2 protein-coding genes are annotated in these 3,519 nt (G+C 72.2%); both read right to left on the reverse strand.

All coding sequences use genetic code 11. From position 1 onward, the window contains the following. The coding region (locus tag ACIQOV_RS33025; RefSeq protein ID WP_401054411.1) for an LCP family protein at positions 1 to 1,036 on the reverse strand (1,036 nt) is incomplete at its 3' end. A 140-nt stretch (positions 1,037 to 1,176) separates the two neighbouring features. Next, positions 1,177 to 3,300 carry a transcription termination factor Rho gene (rho, locus tag ACIQOV_RS33030; protein ID WP_401054412.1) on the reverse strand — a complete coding sequence of 708 codons (2,124 nt, stop codon included), beginning with the start codon at positions 3,298 to 3,300 and terminating at the stop codon, positions 1,177 to 1,179. Positions 3,301 to 3,519: the final 219 nt, after the last annotated feature.

Below are 3,519 nucleotides of genomic sequence, written 5' to 3' on the forward strand. Positions count from 1 at the left end.
TCAGTTCCGGCCAGCCGTCGTGCATCCTGCCGTCGCCCAGCTCCAGCAGCGCCAGCACCGCGCGCAGCGGCGCCTCGGCCACCGGCGCGCGGTCCCGGTTCGGGTCGCTGGGCGCCGTCTCCACCGGCAGGGTGACCATGCTCAGCTGGTCCGGGCCTATCCCCTTGAGCTCCTGGGCGAGCCCGACCAGCGAGTTCACCGAGCCGAGCGCGGAGTCGGTGGTGATGCTCCTGGTCACGGTGTCGCCGATCGACCACAGCTTGACCGGGTTGGTGAGCATCCCGTTCCCCCCGACCTGCTGCAGCAGCGACTTCACCATCTGCTTCTGGAGCTCGATCCGGCCGAGGTCGCTGCCGTCGCCGACGCCGTGCCGGGTGCGCACGAAGGCCAGCGCCTGCCGGCCGTCCAGGTGGTGCTCGCCGGGCGGCAGGTCGAGCCCGCTGTCCTGGTCGTGGATGGCCACCGCGGTGGTCACGGTGGCCCCGCCCATCGCGTCCACGACCCGGGCGAAGCCGGCGAAGTCGATCTGCAGGTAGTGGTCCATCCGCAGCCCGGTGAGCTGCTCGGTGGTCCTGACGGCGCAGACCGCGCCGCCGCTCTCGAAGGCGCTGTTGTACATCGCGCGCTTGGCGCCGGGCACGGTCCGGCCGCTCGGGTCGGTGCAGTCGGGGCGGGTGACCAGGGTGTCGCGCGGGATCGAGACGACCTGGGCGCGGGAGTGGTCCTGGTTGATGTGCACCACCATCGCGGTGTCCGAGCGGGCGGTGTCGCCGGTGTCCCCGCCCGCGATCGAGCCGTTGTCGCCGCCGCGCGAGTCGGAGCCGAGCACCAGGATGTTGAAGGAGCCGTCGGTGGCGGCCGGCGGCCGGGCGTCGCCGAGCCGGGCGTCGATGTCGACGCTCTTGATGTTGCCGTTGAGCCTGAACCAGGCGAAGAGGGCCGCGCCGGCGCCGAGGACGACGAGCGCGACGAACGCGCAGGCGGCCGTCCGCAGGACTCTGCGGCGGCGCCCTGGAACCCTCTTGTGTTCGGCCATACGGTCCAGAGTAAATCGGACAACATGATCCAAACGCCCTCAAGTTGTCCCGACTCTGGAACAAACCGGGCCGGACGCACGGAACCCCGGACCGCTCGCGCGATCCGGGGTTCCGTGCTCGGACAACCGTCCGGCTACGGTCAGTCGTTGGAGCCGGGGGTGGTCTTGGCGATCTGCATCAGGAACTCGGCATTGCTCTTGGTCTGCTTCATCTTGTCCAGGAGCAGCTCGATCGCCTGCTGCGAGTCGAGCGCGTGCAGCACCCGGCGCAGCTTCCAGACGATGGCCAACTCCTCGCTGCCGAGCAGGATCTCCTCCTTGCGGGTGCTGGAGGCGTCCACGTCGACGGCCGGGAAGATGCGCTTGTCCGAGAGCTTCCGGTCGAGCTTGAGCTCCATGTTGCCGGTGCCCTTGAACTCCTCGAAGATCACCTCGTCCATGCGCGAGCCGGTCTCGACCAGCGCGGTGGCCAGGATGGTCAGCGAGCCGCCGTTCTCGATGTTGCGCGCGGCACCGAAGAACTTCTTCGGCGGGTACAGCGCGGTCGAGTCGACACCACCGGACAGGATGCGGCCGGAGGCCGGCGCGGCCAGGTTGTAGGCGCGGCCGAGACGGGTGATCGAGTCCAGCAGGATGACCACGTCGTGGCCCAGCTCGACCAGGCGCTTGGCGCGCTCGATGGCCAGCTCGGCGACGGTGGTGTGGTCCTCGGCCGGGCGGTCGAAGGTCGAGGAGATGACCTCGCCCTTCACCGACCGCTGCATGTCGGTGACCTCTTCCGGACGCTCGTCGACCAGGACGACCATCAGGTGGCACTCGGGGTTGTTGTGGGTGATCGCGTTGGCGACCGCCTGGAGCACCATGGTCTTGCCGGTCTTCGGCGGCGCGACGATCAGACCGCGCTGGCCCTTGCCGATCGGCGACACCAGGTCGATGATCCGGGTGGTCAGCACACCCGGGTCGGTCTCCAGGCGCAGCCGCTCCTGCGGGTAGAGCGGGGTGAGCTTGTTGAACTCGGGGCGGCCGCGGCCGCTCTCCGGGTCCATGCCGTTGACGGAGTCCAGCCGCACCATGGCGTTGAACTTCTCGCGGCGCTCGCCGTCCTTGGGCTGGCGCACCGCGCCGGTGATGGCGTCGCCCTTGCGCAGGCCGTTCTTGCGGACCTGGGCGAGCGAGACGTAGACGTCGTTCTGGCCCGGCAGGTAGCCGGAGGTGCGCACGAACGCGTAGTTGTCGAGGATGTCGAGGATGCCCGCGACCGGGATCAGGACGTCGTCCTCGCCGATCTGCGGCTCGGCGGGGCCGGCCTCGAAGCCGTCGCGGCCGCGACGGCCACGGCGGTCGCGGTAGCGCCCGCGCCGGCCACGGCGGCCATCGCCGAACTCGTCGTCCTCGTAGCCGCCCTGCTGGATCTGCGGCTGCTGGGCCTGCTGGGTCTGGCGGCCCTGCTGGTCGGCCTGGCCGCCCTGCTGCTGGCCGCCGCCCTGCTGGGACTGGCGGTCGGTGCGGTCGGTGCGGTCGGTGCGCTCGCGGCGGTTGCGGCGGTCGCGGCGCGACTCGCGGCTGTCGGCGTCCTGGGCCTCGCCGGCCTCCTGACGCTCGGTGCGCTCCGTACGCTCCGTACGCTCGCCGCCCTCGCGGCGCTCACGCCGCTCACGGCGGTCGCGACGGCTCTCACGGCCGTCCTCACGGCCCTCGAAGCCGCGGGTCTCGGCCGGGCGGGCCTCGGCCTGCTTCGGCTCGGCGACCGCGACGGTGGCGGCCTCGGCCGGGGCCTCCGCGACCGGGGCGGTGGGCGCGCCGGCCGCCGAGGTGGCCCGGCGGCGGGTGCGCTCGGTACGGGCGGGCGCGGCGGTCTCGGCGGCGGCCTGGACCGGGATCTCGATCTGGGCCTGCGGCTCGGCGGCGGCCGGAGCCTCGGCCGTCTTGGCGGCGGCCTTGGTACGGCGGGCCGGCTTCTCGGCCGGGGCCTCGGCGTCCGCCTTGGCGGCGGTGCGCTTGGCGGCCGGGGCGGCGCCACCGGCGGCGAGCAGCGGGTCCCCGCCGCTCTTCTCCTTGATGGTCTCGATCAGCTGGCTCTTGCGCATGCGTCCGGTACCGGTGATGCCAAGGTCCGCGGCGAGCTTCTGCAGCTCGGCCAGGACCATGCCGTCCAGGCCCGCGGCGGCGCTGCGGCGGCGCCGGGCCGGGGCAGCGGGGGCGGCGGCTGCGTCCGACGCCTCGGCGTCCGGGCGCGCGCCCATCAGATCGGTGGAGTCGCTCACTAAGGGTCCTTCCCTGGAGCGGACGTCGGCCTGTCTGGCTCGGCGACCGGTTGTGCTGTCCTGACCAACGCTCGACTGCGTCGGTCCGAGGCGGTGATCCCTCGAATGGCGGGAGCCCGTCGAGGGAGAGCTACGTACGAGGTGCGGTGCTTGAAGCACGGTGGTGCTGAGTGGCGCGTGGGCCGGTCGTGTGTCGACCTCCCCTGAGGGCGTAACCCC

Origin of the sequence: Kitasatospora sp. NPDC091257 (assembly GCF_044757675.1) — a bacterium.
GTDB lineage: Bacteria > Actinomycetota > Actinomycetes > Streptomycetales > Streptomycetaceae > Kitasatospora > Kitasatospora lactacystinica.